The sequence below is a fragment of the Sphingopyxis sp. genome (genome assembly GCF_036675685.1).
In the GTDB taxonomy this organism is placed as follows: Bacteria; Pseudomonadota; Alphaproteobacteria; order Sphingomonadales; family Sphingomonadaceae; genus Sphingopyxis.
Genome location: NZ_JAKFEM010000013.1, coordinates 1 through 23,485, shown reverse-complemented (window position 1 = coordinate 23,485; position 23,485 = coordinate 1). Strand labels below are relative to the sequence as shown.

The window sequence follows — 23,485 nt, the reverse complement described above, 5'->3', positions numbered from 1 at the left end:
TTCTCGTCACCCCGGGCTTGACCCGGGGCCTGCCTTGTCTTTTCTCGGTTGGGAAGAAGGAAGGCGGGTCCCGGGTCAAGCCCGGGATGACGAATAAGGACCGTCCGCTTCCCACCCCAAAGCAGACATCCAATAACCCAAAAAAGAGGGCGACCGTATCGCTACGGCCGCCCCAGTCGTCAGGATCTCGGAAATTCTCTACGGCGCGCTCACAACCTCCGGCAGCGCGGGGTTGAACCCCGGCGGGTTGACCCCGCCATCGGCGATAAACTGGTCGAGCCGTGCTTCGAGCACCGGCAGCGGCACCGAACCCAGCGCGAGGATCGCGTCGTGGAAATGGCGCTGGTCGAATTTCTCGCCCAGCGCCGCTTCGGCCTCGGCGCGCTTGCGGCGGATCAGCATCTCGCCAAGCTTGTAGGCCAGCGCCTGTCCCGGCCACGCGATATAGCGGTCGATCTCGGTCGTGATCTCATGCTCCGAAAGCGCGGTGTGGTCGCGCAGATATTGCTGCGCCTGCTCGCGGCTCCAGCCATAATGGTGGATGCCGGTGTCGATCACCAGCCGCGACGCGCGCCACATCTCGTAGGAGAGGCGGCCGAAATCCTCGTACGGCGTCTCGTACATGCCGAGCTTGCTGCCCATCCATTCCCAATAGAGCGCCCAGCCCTCGCCATAGCCCGAAAAGCCGGTGGCGCGGCGGAACGCCGGACGGCGCGTCGCTTCCTGCGCGACCGCCGACTGGAAACTGTGCCCCGGGTTGCATTCGTGGATGGTGAGCGCGGTCAGCGTGTAGAGCGGGCGCGACGGCAGGTCATAGGTGTTCATCATGCAGCTTTCGAGGCCGCCGCGCCCGCCGGTATAGATCGGCGCCAGCGCCGGCGGCACCGGCAGGATCGCAAAGCGCCGTCGCGGCAGGAAGCCGATCGTCTCGGGAAGTTTCGCATCCATCCGCTTCGCCACATAGGAGGATTTGGCGAGCAGCTCGTACGCCGTTTTGGGATAGAATTGCGGATCGGTGCGCAGGAACTTGAGGAAAGCGGGCATGTCGCCCTTGAAACCGGTACTGGCTTTCACCTGCTCCATCTCGGCCCGGATCCGCGCGACTTCCTTGAGACCCATCTGGTGGATCTGCTCGGGCGTCAGGTCGAGCGTCGTGAAACCCTTGATCTGCGCCTGATAGAAGGCGGGGCCATCGGGTTGCTTCTCCCCCGCCAGCGTGGTGCGCGCCTTCTTCATATAGTCGTCGCGGATGAACGCGTAGAGCCTGGCATAGGCGGGGGCGACCGTCTCGCGGATCACCTGCTCGCCCTCGGCGCGCAGCGCCGCCTGTTCGGCCGCCGGGATCGTCGAGGGCATTTCCTTGAACGCGTCGTAGAAGCTGTTGGTCTGGTCGGCGGGCAGGTACGGCTTGATCGTCACGTCGCGACCCTGCACCGCGATCTGCGGCACGGTGAAGCCGCGCGCAAGGCCGGCGCGCATATTGGCGGTCTGCTCGTCGAAGAAGCGCGGGATGTCGCGCATCCGGGCGATATAGTTGCGATACGCCTGCGCGGTCGCGAAACCACCGCTGCGCGGATTGAGTCCCGACCAGAAGAAGGTGTCGGCGTTGAACGGCGCCTCATAGGTCTTGTATTTGATGTCGTTCGCCATCGTCTCGATCGACTGGCGGAACACCGCGGCATTGATCTTTTCCTCGGGCGACAGCTGGCCCTCCGGGACCGCGTCGAGTTCGGCGAGCGCCTTCGTCCAATAGGCGAGCCGCGCCTGCTGCGTTGCCGCATCGACCTGGGGCAGATGCGTCGGGCCGTCGCCTTCGCCGCCGCGACCGCTGCGCAGCCCCTGTTGCTGGCGCCAGTCCCATTCGCGTTCGTACAGCGCCTTCAGCCGCGCATCCGCGCTGCCCGACGTGGGCACCTGTGCGATCGCCGCCTGGCCGGCGAAAGCCGCCAGCGCCAGTGCGAGCGTGCGCGCCACCGAAACTCCGTTCATGTTCATCTCCCTTTGCCCATCGTCAGCGTCAGTTCGCGGCGTCGGCATTTTCGATCACCATCGGGCCGGGCGGCAAACCGCGTTCGGCCTTCGATTTCGCCACCATGTCGCGAACCTCGGCGCGCAGCTTTGCCGCGTCGTAGATGATGCCGTCCTTGATCGTGTAGGCGATGCCGCCGACACGCTCGACCTTGCCCGTCGCATCGTTCAGCTTCACCGTCCCGGTGCCGAACAGCAGCTTGAGATTCGCGATCGGGTTGCCCTTCACGACAACAAGGTCGGCCTTGCGTCCGACGCGGACCGTCCCGACCTGATCGTCATGACCAAGCAGCCGCGCGCCCTGCTGCGTCGCGGCGTGGATCACCTCGAGCGGGCTGAAACCCGCCTCGCGCATCAGCTCCATCTCCTGGATATAGCCGAAGCCGTAGAGGTTATAGATATAGCCGGCGTCGCTGCCGAGGGTGACGCGGCCGCCGCGATTCTTGTAATCGTTCACGAAACGCATCCAGCGGCGGTAATTGTCCTTCCACGCCATCTCGTGCTCGGTGGTCCAGTCGAACCAATAGGCGCCGTGGTTGACGCGGCTCGGGCGGTAGAAGTCCCAGAGCGCCGGCATCGTATATTCGTCGTGCCAGCTCGCGCGGCTCATCCGCATGAAATCGCGGCTGGTGAGATAAGCGGTGAAGGTTGGATCGAGCACGAACTTGCGCTCGAGCAACACGTCCATCACCTTGTTCCACGCCTCCGACCCGGGCTCGGCGGTTTGCGCCCACAGCTTCCCGGCTTCGCCAAAGCGCATCTGTTCGTCGTTGTTGATGAAGTCGGTGGGGAAGGCCTGGATGCGCTTGTCGGTGAACATCGCCTCGGGCAGCCCGTACCAATGCTCCATGCTTTCGAGCCCGGCCTCCGACGTGTTCACGACATTGGCATAGGCGACGAGTTGCTGCGCGTGGTGCATCGTGCTGTGCAGCCCCAGCTTCTTCGTCTCGTCGATCGCGGCGTAGAGGACATCCTCGGGCGCCCCGCCGATGAACTTGACCCCGTCGGCGCCGCGTTTCTTGGCCTCCTGGATGGCCGCGCGCGCCGTGGGGACATCGTTCACCGGCCCGCGAATCTGGTGGAACATCGGATAGATGTCGATGCGCGGCGCGACGATCTCGTTGCGTTCGCTGCGCTTCTTGATGTCGACCAGCCATTCGATCGGGTGGCCGCTGCCGAGGTCGCGGACCGAGGTGATGCCGTGCGCCATCCAGAGCTTGAGGATATAGTCCGACGGAACGCCCTGCGCGTCGCTGAGCGAATGGAGGTGGACGTGCGCGTCGACGAAGCCCGGCATGACAGTATAGCCGGTGAGATCGATTTCATGGTCGCCCGGCGCGGCGCGCTCGGCGGGATCGATCGCGCCGGGGACGCCGATCGACTTGATCTGTGCGACGCGGTCATTCTCGATCACGATGTCGACCGGGCCCTGCGCGGGCGCGCCGGTGCCGTCGATCATGATGACATTGCGCAGCACGACGCGCTTGAAAGGACCGATGCCCTCGGTACGCGCCGGGATGACATCGACGGCCGCTTGGCCTGAAGGCGCGGGCGCGGCTGCGACAAGCGGGGCTGCGAATAGGGAAGCGGCCGCCAGCAGGGCGGCGATACGGCGCGGCTTGAACGTCATGGAATCCGGCCTTCAATAAGCAGAAAAAGAAGGCCGGCGGAGCAGGGATACTCCGCCGGCCGGGGCGATCCTCAGAACTTCATCCGGACACCGGCGAAATAGCGCCGGCCGAGCGTGTCATAGAGCGACACGTCGACATTGGCGTCGCCGACGAAGGTCGTGCCGAGGATCGGCGGCATTTTGTCGAGCAGATTGTCGACGCCGGCGAAGAAGGTGAAATTGTCGTTGATTTCGAAACTGCTCGTCAGGTCGAAATACCAGGTCGCCGGGGCCGACTTCACGATCGTGGTCACCGTCGGGAATGCCTTGAGGCCCCCGATCATCCGGGCCTGGCCGCGGATGCTGATCGGGCCGCTGCTATAGGCTGCGCTCAGGTTCAGCTTGAAGTCGGGGATGATGAAACCGCCCGACCCCGACGAACAGCCCGCGCCATAGAAACCCGCGCAGTCCTGCGGCGCGACGGTGCTGAGCACCTGCGTCGACCGTTCGAACAGCCAGCTCGCGACCCCCTGCAGGCGCAGGGTGGCGGCTTCCCCGCCGACTTCCAGCACGGCGGGAAGCGGGAGGGTATAATCGCCTTGGACGTCGAGGCCGCGGACCTTGAGCGCACCGATATTATTCTGGTTGGTACGGACATAGTCGATCTGGCCGCTCGCCAGGCGGAACACCGACAGGCAGGTCGGGCTGGTGGCGTTGAGGCCGGTGTAGCAATCGTTCAGCGTCTGCTGCGCGTTGATCGTCGTGATCGCGCCCTTCACCTCGACGTTGAAATAGTCGACGGTGATATTGAGGCGCGGGATGAACGGCGGCGAGATCACGGCGCCGATCGTATAGGTCTTTGATTTTTCCTCGACCAGATTGGGATTACCGCCCGTTTCCTGCGTCAGCCCCAGCGTCGCTTGCGTGAAATTCGCGATATCCCCGCTGGGGACGCCTTGCGCGACGCAGAAATCGCGAAGCGCCTGGCTGCGCGGATCGGCGCCGGTCAGATTCGGGCGCGCGCACGGATCGGTGCCGCCGGTGAAGCCCTGGCCCACCGCCGAAAACAGCTCGTTGATGTTCGGCGCGCGGATCGCGCGGTTATAGGCGCCGCGGATGCGGACCCAGCTGACCGGCGCCCATTCGCCGCCCGCCTTCCAGGTAAAGACGCCGCCGACGGTCGAATAGTCCGAATAGCGCGCCGCACCCTCGATCGCGAGCGTATCGAAGAAGGGGGTGTCCGAAAGGATCGGGATACGGATTTCGCCGAATATTTCCTTGACGTCGAACGATCCGGCCAGCGCGTTGGTTGATGCCGCCCCATATTCCTTGTTGATGTCCATCGCGCTCGGCGTGAACTCATAGCTGTCCTTGCGATATTCGACGCCGACCGCGACCGCGACGGGGCCGGCGGGAAGGTCGAACAAAGTACCGCTCAGCGAGGCGCCGGCGACCTGGCGCTCGAAAATATCGTTGCTCGCGCGCGTCGGCGTCAGATAAACGCCCGCCTGCGGCGTGATCGAACCGATGCCGAAGATCGAGACGGGGACGCAGCCGGGGACGCCCGACCGGCAGACGATCTGTCCTTGGCCGTTGACGATCGAATCGAGACCTAGGCTGAGGCGCGTTTGGTTGATCACGCCTTCGGCGCGGGTGTCGGTACGGTTGCGCAGATATTGGTAGAAGACGTCCCAGCGCCAATTCTGCTTGCCGATGTCGAAATCGCCGCGCAGCCCGGTGGTGATGGCATAGGATTGCCGTTCGAAGAAGCTGTCGCGCGTGCCAAGTTCGTCGGCGCGGCGACCGCCGCCGACCACCGCCGCGGTGCCGTCGCCATCGGGATCGAAGGTCGCGCGGTTGTTCACGAAGAAGTCGCGTACGGCCGGCGAAAGGCTGGCGCTGGTCGCATAGTTGGGCACGAGCAGCGTCGAGGACGGGGCGCCGGGCGTCACCGGCGCGAAGCTGTCGGGGGCCAGTTTCGAATTGTTCCGCGCATTGACGAAGAAGGCTTCGGCGTAGGCGGTTATGTTATCGGTGACGTCGTAATGCGCCAGCGCCGAGAAGTTGATGCGCTCGAGCGGGCGCTGGAGCAGGTTGAATGGCGCATAGTTATAGGTGTCTTCGGGCTGGCAATAGGGACGCACCGTGCCGCCCTGGCCAAAGCGGATGCCGGTGATCGACGTGCAGGGGCCGGTCGGGGTCAGGTTGACCCCGACGAGCGCGTTGCGCTGCGCCTGGCTGAGCGGCACGCGCGTGCCCGGGATGTTGCCCGATCCCGAATAGACCAGCGCGCCGTTGATCTCGGCGAGCGGCACCCTGCCGAACGGGCGGTCCGCCTGGGTGATCGGGTCCTGCCGGGCCCAGGCGCCCGAGATGGCGACATTGCCGCGCCCGCCGCCCAGATCGGCGCCGAAGGTGAGGTCGATCTTCTTCGATGCGGCATCGCCGCGGTCGGTAATGCCGACCTGCGCGGACGCCTGAAGCCCTTCGAAACTATCGTCGAGGATGAAGTTGACGGCGCCGGCGATCGCGTCGGAGCCATAGACGGCCGAAGCGCCGCCGGTGATCACCTCGACCCGCTTGATCAGCGCGTCGGGGATGCTGGTGAGGTCGACCGAGCCGTTCGAATTGGCAGGAATGAAGCGGCGGCCGTTGACCAGAGTCAGCGTCCGGGTTTCGCCGAGGCCGCGCAGGTTCGCCGTCAGCACGCCGGCGCCGCCGCCGTTGTTGACGGTAGAGGTGTTGCCCGAGGCGAGCTGCGGGAACTCGTTCATCGTCTTTTCGAGGGTCAGGTTGCCCGACAGCTGGATATCTTCCTGCCCCACGATCGTGATCGGGCTGGGGGCGGTCAGGTCGGTGCGTTGCAGGCGCGATCCGGTGACGACGATGTCGGTCGGCTTCTCGGCGGCTTCGTCGACCGCGACATCCTGCGCCGCAGCGGCGGCGGGTAGCAGGACGGTGGACAACAGGCTGGTGGCAAGAAGCACGCGGCGGAAACGGGTCTGCGGACGAATGGTTCGATCATATGACATGTGGAAACTCCCTGTATTCGGCCTTTGGCCTGTCGTTGATTTCGATACCCGCCGGTGGGCGGGCGACGTCGTTTCTCCTGCACTCTTCTTCCGGCTGCCGATCAGCCCCCTTTTTCGAGCCGGGACGGGCGCGATATTTCGCGCGGCGAACCGGCCGGCTGAACGGCCATCATGTCGGAGCGGTTGGCGCCCTCGCCCGCTGCGGACCGAGCGGGCGTGGCTTCATGGCGAAGTTGCTTCCTTCGTCATGCGCGGGGCAGTGATCGATGAAGTCGCGGGTCGACGGCGACGCGCGAAACGCCGCCTGCGCAATGGCGGTGTCGCCAAGCGTCGCGAAATCCAGGCGGTACAGCATCGGCGCCCCTTTTTGCTATTACTGTATACGAAATACGATATACTCAATCTTCCAAGAGTCAATGCCACAAGTTTCCCGGGAGGCCCGCTTGACCGCAACAAACTGTCTTAGAACCGCTTTTTTGAGCATATTTCTGATGATTCCCGCGCTTTTCGCCTCGACGGCGACTCGCGCCGAGACGCCCGCCAGCAACCGGATCGCGATCACCGGGGTCACGGTGATCGACGGCACGGGCGCCGGGCCAAAGCGGGGCATGACCGTCCACATCGAAGGCGGACGGATCGTTTCGATCGTCAGGGGCGGGGGCCGCGTGACCGATGCCAAGATCATCGACGGGCGTGGGCGCTATCTGCTGCCGGGTTTCATCGACAGCAATGTCCATGTCTCGGTCTATGGCCAGCCGGCGCGCCGCGATACGTCGCTCAAATATGCCGATCGCGGCGAGGAACTCGCGCTCGAATTCGCACAGCGCGCGCTGACCTATGGCGTGACGACGCTGCGCGACAGCTATGGCGTGCTGCCGCCGATCCTGATCGTCCGCGACCGGATCGCCCGCGGCGAGGTGGTCGGCGCGCGGATCAAGGCGGCGGGCAACATCCTCGGCTGGGGCGGTCCCTTCTCGCTGACCTTTTCGCTCACCAAGGATTCGGACCTGTCGCTGTTCCAGGAGCAGTGGAACGACCTGCTCGCGCAAGACATGGGCGAGGAGATCATGGACATGACCCCCGAGGAGTTGCGGATCGCGATGAACCGCTATCTCGACAAGGGGGTCGACTTCATCAAATATGGCGGCACCAGCCATTTCCTCCGCCCGTCGCTGATCGGCTTTTCGCCGCGCCAGCAGGCCGTGATCGTCGAGGAAGCGCACAGGCGCGGCAAGCTGGTCGAAACCCACGCCACCAGTTCGGAAGGGCTGACGCTCGCGGTCGAGGCGGGGATCGACCTGATCCAGCATCCCGAACTGACAAGTCGCGACCTGCCCGACGAGCTGATCGCGCTGATCGTCAAGAAGGGCGTGCTTTGCGGGATCCGGTCCAATTATATCACCGGCGACTATCGCAAGAAGCATCTCGCCAAGCGTGCCGAACAGGAGGCGAAGATCGCGAAGATGCCGCCCGCGACGACCAGCGCCGAACGCTGGCGGCGGCTCGAAATGATGGACGATAATCAGGATGTGCAGCGCCGCAACGCCGAGCGGCTGATCAAGGCGGGGTGCCGCGTGACCCCCGCGACCGACAGCTTTTACGGCGACGCGCCCGAATTCCGCCGCGTGCCCAAGGGTGACGAGGCTGAGCCGGGGATCGGCACGATCCGCGCGATCGAGGGTCTGGTCGAAGTCGGCATGACCCCGATGGAGGCGATCGTCGCGGGCACGAAACATGGTGCGGCCGCCGCGGGCATGAGCGCCGACCTCGGCACGATCGAACCCGGAAAGATCGCCGACCTCGTGCTATTATCGGCCGACCCGCTTGCCGACATCCGCAATATCGAGAAGGTCGAGGTGGTGATCGCGGGAGGGAAGCTTGTCGATCGCGCGGCGCTGCCCGAACATCCGCTGTTCCTGCGCAAGCCCTGAAGGAGAGAGTGATGGCCAAATGGATGAGGCTGCTGCTGGCGGCGCTGCTGCTGTTCGGCACCACCGTGCCGGTCCGCGCCGACGATGCAGCGGAGAAGGCTGCGATCCTGAAGGTCGTCGCCGATATGGAGGCCGCGTGGAACCGCAGCGATTTTACCGGCTATATGGCGGGCTTCTGGAACCCCGGCGTGACCTTCGTCTCGGGCGGCAAGATCCAGGATGGGTGGCAGGGTACGCTCGACCATTATGTCCGCGATTATGGCGGCTCACCCGAACGGCGCGGCACGCTCCATTTCTATGACATCACGATCGATATATTGGCGCCCGACGCAGCGCTGCTCATCAGCCACTATAATCTCGCGCGGCCCGAGCGGTCGCAGGAGGGGATCAACACCCGCCTGTTCCGCAAAGTGGGCGGCCGCTGGGTGATCGCGATGAACCATGTCTCGTCCTACGACCCGGCGGTGGCGTCTGCCGCTAAGTAGCGCGTCTTAGCCGCCGCTGCGCGCGATCAGATCGATCAGGTCGGCCTTCCAGTTGACCGCCCATGTGTGCGTCCCGTGGCCGCGCGTTTCGTCACTCTCGGGCACCAGCCGGAAGCGCGCGTTCGGCATCCGCTTCACCGCCTGCTCGGGATAAGGGAGGCCCCGCGGGTTGATGAAATCGTCGGCCGAATTGATCCATGTCATCGGCGCGGTGATCGCCTCGAGCTTCGGCCAGGGATTATAGGTCCGCGACGATTCGAACTGATAGATCATGTCGTTGGCGTCGCGGCTCGCCACATCGGCCGCGACGCGCTGGCGCGCGAAGGCGGCCGCCGCATCGCGCTCGGGATAGTTTTTCTGGAGGTTGAGCGGCGCGCCGCCCGCGACGATCGACAGCGACGCCGCGGTGCGCAGCCCCTGCACCGGCTGGCTCTTATACTCGCCGTCCAGCCACGCGGGGTCGGCCTTGATCGCATCGACCAGCAACTGGCGCCACATCCGGTTCTGCCCCGCGATCTGCACCGGCTGACACGCCATCGGCATCAGCGCCTTCGCAAAATCGGGATAGGTCTCGCCCCAGATAAAGCCGTGCATGCAGCCCATCGACGTGCCCATGATCAGGCGCAGCTTCTTGATGCCGAGCCCCTCGGTCAGCATGCGGTGCTGCAGCTCGACCATATCGTCATAATCATATCGCGGGAATTTCATCCGCAGCCCGTCGCTCGGCTTCGACGACGCGCCGTGACCGATATTGTCGGGCAGGATGATGAAATAACGCTTGATGTCGAGCGGCTGCCCCGGCCCGTACAGCTCGTCGGCGAACTGCGGCTGCAGGAACTGCCTGCCGCTGCCGCCGGTGCCGTGGAGCACCATCACCGCATTGTCGATCTCGCCCTTCGCGTCCCGATGCGGCGTGCCCAGGGTCGTGTAGTGCAGTCGGACCGCCGGCATGATCTCGCCCGTCCGGAACCGGAAATCGCCAATCGTGACGTCGCCTTCCCGGGTTGGCCATTTGCTCGCCAGCGGGGCGGCCGGCGCGGGCGGAACCGCAGCGGGTGCGACCGGCTGCATGGCCAGCAGGGCCAGGGTCAGGAACGTCATGTGTCTCTCCCTTCAGGACGCCATTCGCCCTTCACTGCGGGCGTTGCCGCGCCGTGATGATCACGTCAATCTGGGTTGATATATTCCAGCCGGGCGCGCCCGTCGCCGGTCTGTTTGACCGTCGCGGGGATCGAGCTGTCGGTCAGCACCCAGCCCGCGGGGAGGACGACAGTGTTGAGCGGCCGTCCGAACGAGCGGTGCCAGACGAGTTCGTCGCCCGCGACACCGTAGCGTTCGGGGTCGGTATAGGCCTCGGAAAAGCGCAGCCGCGCGCTCTCGCCCTTTCGGACGGGCTGACCTTGAGGATCGCTATCTCCCAGCGCAGCGGAGCGCCTTTGTCGAGATTGCGCGCCGACGGCTTCGACGCGCTGCTGCCAGGACGGACGATGTTGACATAGGTGCCGACGCCTGGCCGCGTCTCGGTATAATCGTGATAGAGGTCGAAGCTTTGCGTTTCGGGCGGCTTGGAGGAAATAGCTGACCTCGCGGCTCTGGTACGCGCGCTCGACCAGCGATGAGGCAAGGCTCGACGGCACCTTCAGCCCGGGCGAGGAGCGCGCCTTGATCAGCAGCGGCGCCTCGACGGGAGGGATTATGGGTTTCAGGAGCATCATGCTGGCGCTGGTGGTGACGATTGAACGAAAGCCATGATCCGCACCATCATAGCCCCCGCCGCCGAGGAAGTCGGCGACCTTTACGGGAGCCGTTCAGTGCTTGGCGAGCACGGCTTTCGCATGTTCGACTTCCGGTCGGCGCGACGCGGCTCCAACCTGAGCGAGTAGCTGCCCATAATATCCGTCGGCCTTCGTACGGTCGCCTGAAAGCTCGGCCGCGCGCGCAGCACCATAGATATTCCGAAAGCGATTGGGGTCGTTGGTCAATGACTGTTCGAACGCGACGAGTGCTTTTGTCGGCTGCTTGAGAGCGAGCAGCAATTCCCCCAACATCTCGCGGACGGGAATCACGCGGCCGGGCATCATGATATGCTCCTCGGTCTTGTCCTCCCGATCGGCGGTTTCATGCATCAGCCGTAGCGCGTCGACATTGCGCCCCTCGGCGTGCGCCGCCCAGGCCGCAATCGCGCCGGTCTGGATGTCCGCCTGCTCGACCCAATAATCCTTCTTTTGCGCGACCATGGCCGCCCGCAACCGGGCAAGCCTTGCGATCTGGGTGTTTGCCGCCGCCACATCCCCGCGCCGCGCCGCGCCAAGGCCGCGAGCATAGGCGTTGACCGCTTCACCTTCCGGAAACCGGGCCCAGTCGAACTGCTCGCGCGCGGGCCGTAATATGAGCTGTGCCGCCGCCGCCCAATCTCCGCGTTCGAGCGCGTACCGTGCGGGAATGGCCGCACCGGCATAAGCGATCTGGCGCGCATTCTCATCGGGCTTGGGCGCGGCGTTGACGAACTCGGCCCATTCCAACGCGTCGGCATCGCGCGCGAGCTGAAGCGAGGCGTAAACCAGATAGTCCAACGCGTGATAGGCTTCGCGATCCACTTTCGACGCTGCGTAGGAACGGGCATTCGTGTCGATCGAGTCCTGCCATTGGCCGATACGTGAAAAGATATGCGAAGGCATGTGCAGGGCATGCGGCGAATTCGGCGCGATCGCCGCATAGCGCCGGGCGGCATTCAACCCATGTCCGGCGATCGTCGGAAAATCATAGGCGTGGATGATGAAATGTGCGGCGCCCGGGTGATTGGGCTGACGCTGGAAAATCTTCTCGAGAATTCGCGCACTTTTCAGCTGCTGGGCATAGCTTTGATCGTTTCTGTCTGCGGTGACCTGAAGCCAGAAGGCATAGAGGACCGCGGCTTCCGAGTCTTCGGGATATCGAAGAGAGAGTTGTTCGAGTGCCTTCTCATAAGATTTGGCACGCTCGGCGAACGGGACGGTCTCATGATCCTTGAACACGGTCTCCACGGCCGAGATATAGTCGCGCTCGCGCGGCGTCTTGCCGCCGCCCAATTGGCGGGCCGCCAGCACAGCTTCCCATCCCTGCTTCTCTTGACTGGGCGTCGGCGGCGATCCCAGCGCATTGTCGAGGCTTGCAACGGCTTTTGCCCAATGCGCCATGGCGCATGTTGGATCGGCTGCGAGTACTTCGGCGACCGCGGCGTCGATGTCCTCCCAGTAGAAGGAATAGAGCAGGGCAGCCACCGCGTTGAATTTGGTCTGGGCCTCGGGCGTACAGGAGACCGGAAAGTTTACGTCCCCCAATGCGGTGGCCGCCTCATGTTGATGATGGTCCTGCTCCTGCGCGATGGCAGACGAGGCAATGTCTACCTCCGTGCCGAGCAGGAGAAGCGTCGCAGCATAACGCAGAATGGCTTTCATTACGGCCCCCCAAACCGAATTGGATCACCCTGACGACGAGCATCATGCAAACAACGCGACCATTCAAGCAATATCGCCGATCTGCTTTTCTATAACGTCCGTCCGCCGGACATCCGATCAATCCAACCAAACCGTTTCGTGGGTGAACCACGGGAAAAATTCCACGAGGGCCTAAATGACCCGGCCCGAAGGAACTGCCGTCGGCGAAGTTTCAACATGCTAAATGAGATGTTTACTATCACTATGAAGCAAATCCTCATGTCGCTGCAGCAAATGCAACGACATGGCGAAGAAATTCCATTTTGTCGCTCGCGAGTCGCGGTGGCTTTTCATTGCGGTCGCAATCGCAGCGGCAACGCATGCGTCATCGGCGCAAGCATCATCCAAATTGCTCAATAACAAGATGCTGCTTCGCGATTCCGTGACCTGCGCGGCTGCGCTCCCCGGTGCATCGGTCGTTTCGATCGATCGATCTCGCATGATCCTGGGCGGTGCGCCGAGTGCGCTTGATTTGATCCGGATCACCCAGCAGAACGGAGCCTCCGACGCTTCGCTTGTTCCTGCTGCTCCTACGCTGATCCCAGCGAAATTCGGCGACCGTTCAGCCGAGGCTGCCCTTGAGCCGGCAGGCCGCAATCCCGTTTCGATTTCGTCCCCCCCATCATGCGACGCGGAAGATGCATTCCGGAACCGCCCTTTGCAGTCGATATTCGACCATTTTCAAGCGATGGGTACGGAAGGCGATCCCGCAGCAGAACTTGGCACCAGGGCGATTCCCGTGAAACGCACGCGCTTCGATGATCGCTGGGATCGCGTTCGTCGCGCTGCTCCGGCGGCGCTTATGCAGGGACAGTTGCGCCGCGCCAATGCCGAACCCAGCCTTGGGGAGCAGGATCTGCTGGCGCGCGTCAATCAGTGGGTCAATCGCAAGATTGCCTATGTGAATGACGACCGGAATTATCGGCGGGCCGATTTTTGGGCCACGGCCGAGCAGACGATCGCTCGTGGAAGCGGTGACTGCGAGGATTTTGCGATTCTGAAGATGCAATTGCTGCAAGCGGCTGGCGTGAGTGCTGACCGGATGAAGCTGGTTTTGCTGCGCGATCTGGCGGCGAACAGCGACCATGCGTTTCTGCTTGTGCAAACCGCGGCAGGGAAGGTCGTGCTCGATAACACGACCGACCGCCTCTATGATGGCAGCCAGTCAAATTCTGTTCGGCCGGTCCTGTCGTTCAGCGAGAATCGGCGATGGGTACATGCTTATCGCGGCCAGCGGCCCTCACCGAACCTGGCTGCGCTGCCAGCCTCGCAAAAATCGGCCGTGCTGGCGCTGAACAATCAGCGTTCGGTCAATGCCGAGCTGCTCACCTTCAAGACCGGCTTCAGCAAATAGCTGAGGACGGATTTCTTCCCCGTCACAATTTCGACGTCGCAGAGCATGCCCGGCGTAATCGGAAGGCGACGGCCGTTCGACACCAAATATGAATTGCTCGTTTCGACCACGACGGTGAAATAGGCCTGTCGTTCCACCTCGTCATAGATGCTGTCGGCCGACACCCGAACAACCTTGCCTTTCAGTCCGCCGTAAATGGAGAAATCATAGGCGGTCACCTTGACGTTGGCGGGGTCGCCGACCTTGATGAACGCGATATCTCGCGGTGTTACACGGGTTTCGACCAGCAGTTTGTCGCCAAGCGGTACGACCTGCATGATCTGCTCGCCGGCATTCACATAACCGCCGACCGTATTGACGAGCAGGTCGTTTACGACGCCGCGCGTGGGTGATCGTATCTCGGATCGTGCGAGCCGCCCCTCGGCCCCGCGGATCGTCTCGTCGTTGACCGCCATCTTGGTCGTCAGCTGGCTGCGCTCGTTCAACGCCTCCTGCTGGAAATCGAATCGCGCGCGCGACACTTCCGCGCCCGCCTCGCGCACCGCGGCCTGCGACCGTGAAATCGCCTGGCGCGCCGCGGCGAGCCGGCCCTGGATATCGACGACCTCGCGCTGCGCGGTCAGAAGTTCGGTCTGCGGGACGACGCCCTTGGCGGCGAGCGGCGCGAGCATCGCGACCTGTTCGCGCGCGAGCTGCAGGCTGCTTTCAAGCGACGATGCGGTGGCCTGCGCTTCACCCATATCGCGGCGGCGCTGCTCGACGCTGGCCGACAGCGCGGCGAGCTGGCTTTGCAGCGACGAGCGCCGCACCTGGGCAAGCCGCATTTCGTCGCCGCAGCTTTCGCCGGTGCATCCCGCCCCGCCGCCTTCGCTGGCGAGGCGCGCGGCACGCTGTCCCAGCCGCTCATTTTCGGTTTCGAGCTGGCCGAGCTCGGACTGCGACGAAGTGTTGTCGAGGCGTACGAGCAACTGACCCTTCTTAACCGTCTGACCCGACCGCACCAGGATTTCGCGGATCGTCGACGGCTCGGCTGATTGGATGATCTGGACTTTCGACGAGGGTATGACGCGGCCCTGACCGCGCGTCACTTCATCAACGCGCGCGATGCTCGCCCACAGCAAGAAGAGGACGAAGCCCGCCGCCGCCGCTACCATGATTTGTTCGCTACCGCGCAAGCGCTGCCAGAATCTCAACATGGACACGCGCCTCTATTCGTCACTCGGGAGCGCGGATGCGGCCTGCACCCCTTGCTGGGTCGTCAAGCTGTCGAACCGCGATTTGCTTTGCGTGGGGTCTGGAATGTTCGGAACCCAGCCCTTGGTCACATCGACCCGGCCGCCAACATCGGTGTCGGTGCGGCGGTCGGTCGGGTCGCGAACCATGGCGACCGCGTCGACCACGGCGATTTCGCCCGGCAGACCTTCGGCTTTCGCACCGCCCTGATAGAGCTGGTTGAACGCCGGGATCCATTCGGTGCCGGCATAGGCGTCGGAGAAGGCCCCTGGCTTCCCCCAATTGCCCGGCCAGCGATAGAAGATATGCGCGCCGATCTGCTCGATCTTGGTCAGCTTGGGCGCCCAGCGTGGCAGCACATAATTGGCATGATAATGCGTTGCCATGCCGACGCCCGTTTCGACATGGCCCGAAAGCGCCGCACGCGCGATCTCGGCCGAACGGCGCCACAGTGCTGGCACTGGCGGGCGGCTCATTGCGCCGTCACAGGCGAAACTGAACTGGCAACCGGGGCGCGAGCTGCCCTGATAAATCACGCCGCAGACGGTGTTCGGATAGGCGGGGTGGCGCATGCGGTTGAGGATGACCTGCGCGACCGCGGCCTTGCCCGCGTCGGATTCGGTCGCCGCCTCATAATAGATCGCCTGCGTCAGGCAGCGCTGCGCATTGCTCGCCTGAACCATGCTCAGCGTCGGCATGATGAACGGCCGCGCCGCCTCGACCGGCAGCGCCGAAACCGGCAGCAGCGCGTTGCGCGCGACGGCATCGGCGCCCTCGGCGGTCGGGACGACGGAGTCGGTCTCGGTCTCGGTAATCAGTTTCGCGATCGCTTTTTGCTTCGCGGCTTTTGCGGTTACCGCCGGGTCGGTCGTCCAGCTGGTGACCAGGTTATCGAAGACGCGCGAAAGACGGTCGTTGGTCGACGCAAACAGGATCGCGGCCGCGACCAGCGCCAGGACCAGCAACACATATTTGAGGTTCTTCGCCGACCCTTGCGCAAGCGCTTCGGGGTCGGCCCAGGGCGCGTCAGCTGCCGCGGCGCCATCGCGCCCGATGTTGAGTTCTGGGATCATGATGTCGGTTCCTTGGTCGATCGCGCGAGCACTTCGGCGCGCGGGCCATCGGCGACGATCCGCCCGCCGTCGATCACGATGATGCGATCGCACATTTGCAGAATGGCTTCGCGGTGGGTCGCGATGATTACCGTCTGCGATTTGGCGACGGCAGCATCGAGCGCGGTGATGAAGAGCCGTTCGCTCTGCGTATCCATCGCGCCGGTCGGTTCGTCGAGGAACAGCAGGCGCGAGGGCGACGCGAGCGCGCGGGCGATGGTGAGAAAGCCCCGCTGGCCGCCCGAAAGCTGACCACCGCGTTCGCCGGTGCCGCGGTCGAGCCCGGTTTCGTCGCGGCCCATGAACCGGTCGGCGCCGATCGACTGCAAGGTAGCCAGCAGCTCTGCGTCGGTGGCCGATGGCGCGCAATATTGCAGATTCTGCTTGATTGAGCCGCTGAACAGTACCGCATCCTGCCCGACGAAACGGAATTGCGAGCGCAGATAGATCGGCGAATGCTGGCGGCTGTCGAGCCCGTCGATGAAGATATTGCCCGTATCGGGCGCGTAAAGCCCACAGAGCAGGCGCCCGAGCGTCGACTTGCCCGACGCGACGCGGCCGACGATTGCGATCCGTTCGCCGGCATCGATCTTCAAATTGATGTCCGACAGCGATGACGCCGCGGCGCCCGGATAGGTAAAGGACAGGCCTTCGACGACGACATTGCCCGTGTCGATCGTCAGGTTCAGCGCACTGCTCCCCATGCGGCGTTCGTCGTCGGCCTCGATCATTTGCTGGATACTGGCCATGGTCGTCAGTGCCTGGCGCCCGCGCGTCATCAGAAAAGCAAGCTGGCCGACGGGAGCCATCGATCGTCCGGCCAGCATCACGATCGCGATGATCGCACCCATTGAAATCTTTCCGGCATCGAAAAGATAAAAGCCGCCGATTATCAGGCCCAGGCTGGAAAACTGCTGACCCAGTGCGGCGAGATTGATCGCGGCAGCGCCGGTTCGGCGCAGGCTGGCCTGCGTGCGTGCGCTAGCATCGACGATCCGGCGCCATTGGCCGAGGACTTGCCCCTCGGCAGCGCAGCTCTTGACCGTTTCGGCACCGCCGATCGATTCGACGAGCATTGCATGCTGGATGCTGGCGTCGGCCTGACTGTCGAGCGAGTCCTGCACCATTCGGCGCTGCAGGAAATAGCCGGCGAAACCCATTGCCACGATGATCAGTAGAGGCACCAGTGCCAGCCATCCTGCCAATACGGCGATCATGATGAGGAAGAGCACGAGGAAAACGACATCGACCAGGAGCACGATTGTCGTCGATGCGAAGAAATCCCGGACCGCCTCGAATTCGGATACCCGTCGTGCGAGCATGCCCGTGCTGCCGCGTCGATCCGACAGCGGCATGTTCAGGACCTTGGAGAAGATCTTCTCCGAAAGCTTGACGTCGAGTTCGCGTCCGAGGTCATCGAGTAGTGTGGCACGTGCCAGACGGAGCACAAACTCTACCCCGAAAGCCAGTAGCGCGCCGGCGGCGAGCACCCAGAGGCTCGACACAGCCTTGTTGGGGATGACGCGATCATAGACGTTCATTGTGAAGAGCGGCAGGGCAAAGGCGAGCAGGTTGATCATCAATGCAGCGCCAAGCACGGGGTAGAAGGATCGGCGCATCCGCCGGATCTCGCTCCAGAACCAGTGGCGTTTGGCTATTTCATCCCACGGCCGCTCTTCGGCGCGGATCGCCGTCGGGTCGGCCGACACGGCGATGGCTTGCCCGGCGAAATCCTCTTCTACAACGTCTTCGTGGACCCATACCGGCGCGTCCCGACCGGATTCCCAGACCAGATATTCGTCGTTGCTGGCTTCGAGCAGCACCGCGCTGCCCTTGTCTTTCTGGCGAACGATGGCCGGAAGGCTGCGAACAAGGTTTCGGACCTTGCGCCCGTGGAGCCTCTCGTTGTTGATGAAACAGAGGTCGAGCGCCGCTTCGGCCTGGTGAAAGGGAAGAAAACCCTTTTCATCGCGGGCAAGCGCCGATAGCGCCCCGCGCTGAAAACTCTGGCCGAAATGCTGCGCGACAAAAAGGATGCAGGCGATCAGCGGATCGCCCGCGCTTTCCTTTTCTGCCCGCTTCAACGAGGATTGACCCTCTGCCATCTTATTATTTTCTTTTCAGAATCAAACCTGCACCCGATTATTGCGGGTACCGCCGCCGTTGCAGTTCTGCCGGTGCCGGCGGGCCGTAGTTCACTTTCTCGCGCGCATAAACGCGGCGCGATTCCGGTGCGGTCAGATTGAATGCTTCGAGCAGGCTATTGGTCGATGCCAGCACCTGGTAGGCTGCAAATGTTTCCGAGAAGCGTGCGGTTTCGGCCCTTACCTGGACGTTGAACCGCGTATTCTGGGCATCGAGCACGTCGAGCAACGAACGCCGGCCGACCGAGAATTGCTCGCGATAGGAAATCAGAAGCTCGTCGGTTGCCTTGCTCTGTTCGACAAGGTCGCGAAAAACGGCCGTCTGGGTTTCGCGGCTGTTCCATGCGCGACGCACATCGGCTTCGGCATTGCGTTCGGTTTCGTGAAGCCGAAACCGGCTTTCGCTCGCCCGGCGTACCATCTCCTGGTATTTCGCGCGGTTGATGCCGCCGTCGAAAATATCCCACCGCAGAACGACACGGCCCAGCAGGTCGTTCGTTTCGCCCTGGAAACCGTCGATGTCATCGCCGATCCGGCCGTTCAACTCGAGGCCAACGGTAGGGAAAAAATCGCCTTTCGCTTTTTTGGCGTCGGCGTTGGCTGCGTCGACGTCGGCTTGGGCCTCAAGAACCTTCGGATGCCGCGACCGCGTCAGGCCGATTGCCTCGCTCATGCTGACCGGTAGCTTTTCCGCCATTGTCGGCGGCATCTGGACTTCGTCGACCTCCAGCCCGCTCAACGCGAGCAGCTCGATCTTGGCATTGGTCAACGCCTCTCTGGCTTCCGTCACGCGGACGCTTGCGGCCTTCGCGCGTTCCTGAGCCTGCTGAAGGTCGGCGACGCTGATCGAACCCGCGGTCACGCCGCTCTGCAGGTCCGAAACGAGGCTGCTGTGGAAGGTGAGATTGTCTTCGGCAGCGGCGACGATGCGCTGTTGCAGCAGAATGTCGAGATACTGTCGTGAGGTTTGCAACGCGATGAACTCGGATCGTTCGAGGACGCGCAGGGCCGCGCCGTCGACGCGGGCCGCCTGACGCAGTTTTTCGCCGCGTCGCCGTCCGAAATCGATGAGCGTCTGTTCGGCGCGCAGCGATGCCTCGAGCGGATATAGTTCGTCATTGGCGATTCCGAGATTGCGACGCGTCGCATTCTCGAGCCGACGGACCCCCGCGGACATTTCGAGCGTCACGCGCGGCAGGTACAGACCCTTGGCTTGCTCAAGCTCGAACTCGATCGCCTGCTTGTTCATTTCGGCCTGGTTGATCTGCGGATTGGAATCGATCGCTACCGCCATGGCGTTCTGCATGGTGACGGGTTCGGCCAAAGCCGAATTTGCGAACAGGGACAGGGCGATAGCCGAAGCAAAGCCGGTCCACTTCAATTGCGGTTTCATCAGCGTTCCCCCGTTTCATTCACTTTTACTTCGACGCGGCGATTGGCCGGCGTTCGTTCGCCATCGAGTGTCTGGACACGAAGATCCTTTTCGCCACGGCCGGACACGGCGATTGCCGTATCCGGAATGCCGGCGGCACCCATCATGTCGGCGATAACGCGGGCGCGGGCGACCGACAGCTTGTCGTTATAGGCGTCCGAGCCTGAACGGTCAGTATGGCCGACCACGGTGAACGAGGTCCACCCGCAGCGTGTCCGGTTTTCAGCCATGAAGGCTGCCGACTGACCGGCGTCCGCCGGTGCCACAATCGAATCCCAGTCGAAGAAGAAAGTCGACGCGATCACAGGCGGGCAATTATCCGTCGGTGGCGGCGGGGGCGGAACCAGCGGCGCCTCGGGTGTGCGGCGCGTCATCATACCATATGCGAAGTCGCACCGTCGCAGGCTCTCGCCATCCTTGGTGCCCGATTTCAGAAAACCCTGTGCGATGCCACACTGGACCTTGGCTTCCGAAGCCCAAGTATAGATATTGCTGTTGGCGGCGACCACCGACCTGTCTGTGGTCAATGCCAGTGCCGCATCATAGCGCGTTCGAACCTCGGTTCGTAGCTGGTCGATCGGTAGATCGACGAGCGCCTGCGCTGATGCGCTGCCAGGCTGGGCAAAGGCCAATGCGGCCGCTGCTCCAGCCATCCATTTTGCCGGTTGATGTCCCATGATCGTGTCGCCCTCCCGTTCATTCATTATTTGATGTTCGTCCGAAATGCCCGGTCAGGCCGCCGCCAGATTGTGCATGTCCTGCTCCAGCGGCTGGCTGGTGGGGAACGCCACATCCGGCACCAGCTTCTGATCGAGGAATTGTGCAAGATCGAAAGCCGGCGTATCGCGGGTCGCGACCTGCGACGGCTCGCCGCCGGCAATCGCATTGATCAGATGATCGACGCCGCCGCTTTCCAGGACGTCGGCGAGTATCGTGCTCGCCCTCGGATCCTCTGCCGCGGCATCGCCGCCAGCAATCGCCTCCTCGTCCGGTTGCGGGGTTGGCTGAGCGCGAAGCGCAAGCAGGCCATCCATCAATCCCTGATCCGCCGAAGCAGGATTCACGACCGTGTCGAACAGGGCTTCGGACCCGGTAGCGTCTGCATCGCCGCTGTCTTCGCTCCGCCATCCGGAGTCGGCCCGATCGTCGATGGGCAGTTTAGCGGAAGCCAGATCCTCGATAGCCAGACTCGCGGAGTGATCCGAGCCCGTAGAACCCGCTGTCGGGGGTGCCGTGTCGTCACCAAGGCCAAGCGAGGGCGGCGTCGATCCCGAGATCGTTGCCGTGGCCGGCTGGCTCTGCGGGCCTGCGATGGTTTCGAGCGCGGTGAACGCTTCGGGTTCGACCCGTGCGATATGTGCGGTCCCGCCGACGATCGCGACCAGCGAGGCCGCCACCAGCGCATCGGTGATCGGCATCGCCGACATGGGCCGGTCTTGCGTCCGCACGCTGCCGATCAGCGGCGATTTTGTGCTGTTCGTGGCAAAGGCTGCGTCGGCTGCGGCAAGAACCGTCCCGTCGGCCAGCTGATAGCTGGTCTGGCCAGAGACATGCACTTCACCCGACGCCGCCGTATAGGCCTTGCCGTCCGATGTCAGGTTGATCGCGACAATGCCCGCCTCTTCCAGGGTCCGGAACTCGCCGGCATCCACCACGCCATTGCTGTTGGCGTCCTGCCACACGCCAAAGCGTGCGAACTCGGCATCGGCGGCGGAGAAGATACCATCGCCATTGGTGTCGAAAGCGAGCCGCAACGCGTCAAGGTCGGTTGTCGCACCCGTGGCGTAGTTTGCGAGAACCAGTTCCGCCGCGCTTGTTACGTTGCGATCGCCGTTGACGTCATAGACGAGAAGACCGTCGTCCGGCGCTGCCCATGCCGTGTCCTCTGCGACGCCATCGCCGTCGAAATCGAACCGAACGCCCGCGCTGGTGTCGAGGAACTCGACGCCATCGCCGTCCAGGTCGAGTGCGATCGGTGGCGTGATGATGTTGGTCCCGGCGCCGCCGTCGATCGCATCGGTGCCGGGGCCGCCGGTGATCGTGTCATTGCCGTCGTTACCGAACAGCGTGTCGTCACCGTCTCCGCCGTTGATCGTGTCGTTGCCGCCACGGCCATAGATGATGTCGTTGCCGCCGTTGCCGTTCAGCGTGTCGTTCCCCGACGTGCCGTAAATGGTGTCGGCGAGCACCGGGTCACCGTTGACCGTGATCGCCGGATTGCCGGCATCGTCATATTTGAACTCGAAGCGGACGAGGCGCGCCTGGTAGTTGCCGCCATTATTGTCGAAATAGGTGACAGTCCAGCTGTCGCCGCCCATCGGCGGATTTGCGGTCAGATAGTCGGCCAAAGTCGTGGCGGTCGCGTTGCCCGCGCCGTCGAGCAGGAAGATGCTGGTATAAGACACGCTGGCCTTCATCAACCCGGTGGCCGCGTCGTAGAACCAGGATTGCTCGAAGGTTCCTGCCGTCGTGTCGTCTTCGATCACGACGAAGCGATTGGTCCCGATGCGAACTTCGACCTGGACCTCGCGTTCGCGTGCCGATCCCGCATTGTTGGTCGCAAAGGTGCCGGGGTTTCGCTCGCCAGCCGGAATGGGAAGGTCGAACGGTGCCTGCTGGAAGTCGGTGAAGACCTCCAGCCTTGCGATGCCGAGATTGCCTTGCAGGCCGGCGGCAAAGTCCGCATTGAGCGTGAACGCCTGCACCTGATCATTGCCCGACGTGAGCGGCGAGCTGCCGTCGCCGATCTGGACATTCTGTCCGGGCAGCCGGGTCGGGGCGACCTCGTGGATGAAGACCGACTGGGTGACGCTTGTGGTGCCGTCGTTGACCCCGAGATTGAGCGTCAGGTTGACGGTGTCGTTCGCCGTCGCCGTCGGCCGGTAGACGAGGTCGTCGAGCAGGTTGACGCCACCGGTCGTGCTGAACAGGATGGTGCCCGCCGTCACCGCGACATAGGTGGCCCCGTTGAAATAGAAGACCCCGGCCACCGTATTGGTCGCGGTCACCACCAGCGGGTCGCCATCGACGTCGGTCGGGACAACCACGTTGAGCGGATAGCCGTCGGCGAAAGCCGGGGTCGTCGCGGTCTGCTGCGCCGGGTCGCTCGACATCCACACGGCATTGTTCGTGACCGTCGGCGCATCGTTGGCCCCGTTGATCGTGATCGTCAGCGTCGTGGTCGAGGTATCGCCGTCGCCATCGGTCAGCGTGTAGGTGAAGATGTCGGTCAGGATTTCCCCGGTATCGAGTCCCTGGACGGCCACGAGGGTGTTGTCGAGCGTATAGCTGTAGCTGCCGTCCGCGTTCAGCGTCAGCGAACCATAAGCCCCGGCCAGCGGCGCGCCCAGATTGCCCGAGGCCGAGGCGGCCACGCCAAGCACCACGCCGGTGACAGTGGCTCCATCGGCGCCCAGCGCATCCGCAGCGCCGTCGGTCGCATTCAGGTCAACGCCGCCGATGCCCGTGATGACATTGCCGTCGGCAGTCAGCGGGCCATCTTCGGTGACGCTGTCGCCGTCGACGCTCGCCGTTGGCGCGTCATCATCGAAGGTGATGGTGAGGGTGTTGCCGGTGACGGGCGAGCCGTCGGCGTCGGTGATGGTGTAGCCGATCGCCGCGAAGGGATCGACCGGGTTCTCGCCGTTCG

16 protein-coding genes are annotated in these 23,485 nt (G+C 63.6%); 3 read left to right on the top strand and 13 right to left on the bottom strand.

Annotation, left to right across the window (positions count from 1 at the left end):
- Positions 1-198: 198 nt before the first annotated feature.
- The 4 genes from V6M50_RS06475 to V6M50_RS06460 all read right to left on the bottom strand — a co-directional run bounded on the left by V6M50_RS06475 (position 199) and on the right by V6M50_RS06460 (position 7,024).
- Entirely contained in the window at positions 199-1,989 is a 1,791-nt protein-coding gene (locus V6M50_RS06475; protein WP_332817739.1) for a DUF885 domain-containing protein, read from the bottom strand.
- A 28-nt stretch (positions 1,990-2,017) separates the two neighbouring features.
- A complete protein-coding gene (locus V6M50_RS06470; RefSeq protein ID WP_332817738.1) occupies positions 2,018-3,658 on the bottom strand; it encodes an amidohydrolase family protein in 1,641 nt (546 codons plus the stop codon).
- 71 nt (positions 3,659-3,729) lie between these two features.
- Entirely contained in the window at positions 3,730-6,669 is a 2,940-nt protein-coding gene (locus V6M50_RS06465; protein WP_332817737.1) for a TonB-dependent receptor domain-containing protein, read from the bottom strand.
- A 169-nt stretch (positions 6,670-6,838) separates the two neighbouring features.
- On the bottom strand, positions 6,839-7,024 hold the full coding sequence (locus V6M50_RS06460; RefSeq protein WP_332817736.1) for a hypothetical protein: 186 nt from the start codon (positions 7,022-7,024) through the stop codon (positions 6,839-6,841).
- Positions 7,025-7,160: 136 nt separating this feature from the next.
- Between V6M50_RS06460 and V6M50_RS06455 the strand changes: the two genes are divergently transcribed.
- Both V6M50_RS06455 and V6M50_RS06450 read left to right on the top strand, forming a co-directional pair.
- Positions 7,161-8,600 (top strand): amidohydrolase family protein, encoded by a 1,440-nt coding sequence (locus V6M50_RS06455; protein WP_332817735.1) that lies wholly within the window; start codon positions 7,161-7,163, stop codon positions 8,598-8,600.
- Between the two features lie 11 nt (positions 8,601-8,611).
- Positions 8,612-9,085, top strand: a complete 474-nt coding sequence (locus tag V6M50_RS06450) for a YybH family protein (RefSeq protein WP_332817734.1) — start codon at positions 8,612-8,614, stop codon at positions 9,083-9,085.
- Between the two features lie 6 nt (positions 9,086-9,091).
- Here V6M50_RS06450 and V6M50_RS06445 read toward each other — a convergent pair whose 3' ends face one another.
- The 3 genes from V6M50_RS06445 to V6M50_RS06435 all read right to left on the bottom strand — a co-directional run bounded on the left by V6M50_RS06445 (position 9,092) and on the right by V6M50_RS06435 (position 12,522).
- Positions 9,092-10,186 (bottom strand): alpha/beta fold hydrolase, encoded by a 1,095-nt coding sequence (locus V6M50_RS06445; protein ID WP_332817733.1) that lies wholly within the window; start codon positions 10,184-10,186, stop codon positions 9,092-9,094.
- Between the two features lie 65 nt (positions 10,187-10,251).
- Positions 10,252-10,800, bottom strand: a complete 549-nt coding sequence (locus V6M50_RS06440) for a hypothetical protein (protein ID WP_332817732.1) — start codon at positions 10,798-10,800, stop codon at positions 10,252-10,254.
- A 93-nt stretch (positions 10,801-10,893) separates the two neighbouring features.
- The gene (locus tag V6M50_RS06435) at positions 10,894-12,522 is read right to left on the bottom strand and encodes a hypothetical protein (protein WP_332817731.1); all 1,629 of its coding nucleotides are present in this window, start codon (positions 12,520-12,522) and stop codon (positions 10,894-10,896) included.
- 283 nt (positions 12,523-12,805) lie between these two features.
- On the opposite strand from V6M50_RS06435, the gene V6M50_RS06430 reads away from it, so the two are divergent.
- Positions 12,806-13,915 carry a transglutaminase-like cysteine peptidase gene (locus tag V6M50_RS06430; protein ID WP_332817730.1) on the top strand — a complete coding sequence of 370 codons (1,110 nt, stop codon included), beginning with the start codon at positions 12,806-12,808 and terminating at the stop codon, positions 13,913-13,915.
- On the opposite strand, the gene V6M50_RS06425 is transcribed toward V6M50_RS06430, so the two are convergent.
- From V6M50_RS06425 to V6M50_RS06400, 6 genes are all read right to left on the bottom strand, one after another.
- The gene (locus V6M50_RS06425; RefSeq protein WP_332817729.1) at positions 13,861-15,111 is read right to left on the bottom strand and encodes an HlyD family type I secretion periplasmic adaptor subunit; all 1,251 of its coding nucleotides are present in this window, start codon (positions 15,109-15,111) and stop codon (positions 13,861-13,863) included. The genes V6M50_RS06430 and V6M50_RS06425 overlap by 55 nt on opposite strands.
- Before the next feature lie 12 nt (positions 15,112-15,123).
- Positions 15,124-16,221, bottom strand: coding sequence for a cell wall hydrolase (locus V6M50_RS06420; RefSeq protein ID WP_332817728.1), 1,098 nt, complete (start codon positions 16,219-16,221; stop codon positions 15,124-15,126).
- On the bottom strand, positions 16,218-18,344 hold the full coding sequence (locus V6M50_RS06415; protein ID WP_332817727.1) for a type I secretion system permease/ATPase: 2,127 nt from the start codon (positions 18,342-18,344) through the stop codon (positions 16,218-16,220). Before V6M50_RS06415 ends, V6M50_RS06420 begins: the two co-directional genes overlap by 4 nt.
- A 58-nt stretch (positions 18,345-18,402) precedes the next feature.
- Positions 18,403-19,797, bottom strand: coding sequence for a TolC family protein (locus V6M50_RS06410; protein ID WP_332817726.1), 1,395 nt, complete (start codon positions 19,795-19,797; stop codon positions 18,403-18,405).
- Entirely contained in the window at positions 19,797-20,540 is a 744-nt protein-coding gene (locus V6M50_RS06405; RefSeq protein WP_332817725.1) for an OmpA family protein, read from the bottom strand. Before V6M50_RS06405 ends, V6M50_RS06410 begins: the two co-directional genes overlap by 1 nt.
- Before the next feature lie 27 nt (positions 20,541-20,567).
- The coding region (locus tag V6M50_RS06400) for a VCBS domain-containing protein (protein ID WP_332817724.1) at positions 20,568-23,485 on the bottom strand (2,918 nt) is incomplete at its 5' end.